At 46.6% G+C, this 1,040-nt stretch carries 1 protein-coding gene; it reads right to left on the bottom strand.

Going from position 1 to position 1,040, the window contains the following annotated elements; translation table 11 throughout:
* Positions 1-267: 267 nt before the first annotated feature.
* On the bottom strand, positions 268-1,040 hold a 773-nt coding region (locus tag F6K20_RS39690; RefSeq protein ID WP_502708945.1), incomplete at its 5' end, for a folylpolyglutamate synthase/dihydrofolate synthase family protein.

Genomic DNA, 1,040 nt, shown 5'->3' with positions numbered 1-1,040 from the left:
TCGGTTAACCATATCTAGCAAAGGGAGTATGGAGTAGGGAGTAGGGAGTAGGGAGTAGGGAGTAGGGAACTTGGGCTCAAAAATTTTCACAATTGATTGATTTAGGTACCCTATCTGAGTTAGGTAGATGGGGAATTCAGGGAAATTTTTGTATAACCCAGGGTCATGGGAATCAACATTAGGGTGCTATTTATGGTACCCAATCTATCTCACAATCATGACAATTTTTTGATTAATCGTGAAATCGGTCATTTTAGCCATTAGCGATTAGCGATTGCCGTTACTGTCAACAAAAGCTTGTGTTCGCAAAAAGTGACCAACTAGGTACAGAGAGCCACAAAGGACAGTAATCTTATCTTCAGCTTCGTCTTTGTTAAAGACAGCACGGAGTCCTGTCACTAACTCTGGATAAGTACCACAATCGGCTAAGGTTGGACAAATTTGTTGCGCGAGAGTAGCCAAGTAGTCTAGGTCAGCTGAACTGTGGTCAGGTACTGGCACTAGATATAATCGATCCCCTGGTCTGAGCAAGGCATTAAAAATACCAGCATGGTCTTTGGTCGATAGTATACCCATTACCCAGTTGACCGATTTACCTAGGGTATCAACATATTGTCTCAAAACCTGAGCAGAGGCTTGATTATGGGCTCCATCAATCAGTAAATGGTGATTCTCCCAGCTAGTCCACTGCAAACGTCCCAGCCAAGTGGTTTTCGCCATCCCCAATGCGATCGCATCTTCTGGAATCTCCCAACCTTGCTGTTGCAGGACTTGTACCGTTGCGATCGCAATCGCCGAATTAACCAACTGCACCTCCCCCAACAAGGGCAAACTATAGCTGACTCCCCCATACTCCACCCATCTGAGATGCTTTCCGGTGCTTGGGGTCTTACCCTCTGGCAAATCCACTGCTGAGTCTACCCACACTACTGGACATCCCAACTGATTCACACTTGATTCAACCACTGCCCTAGCCTCTGGCGGGAGCGGACAAATGACCGCAGGACAGCCAGGCTTTAGGATTCCAGCCTTCTCCTTAG

Source organism: Moorena sp. SIO2C4 (assembly GCF_010672485.1).
Classification (GTDB): Bacteria; Cyanobacteriota; Cyanobacteriia; order Cyanobacteriales; family Coleofasciculaceae; genus Moorena; species Moorena producens.
The sequence above is the reverse complement of the archived record's forward strand: the minus strand, read 5'-3'. Positions and strand labels throughout refer to the sequence as shown.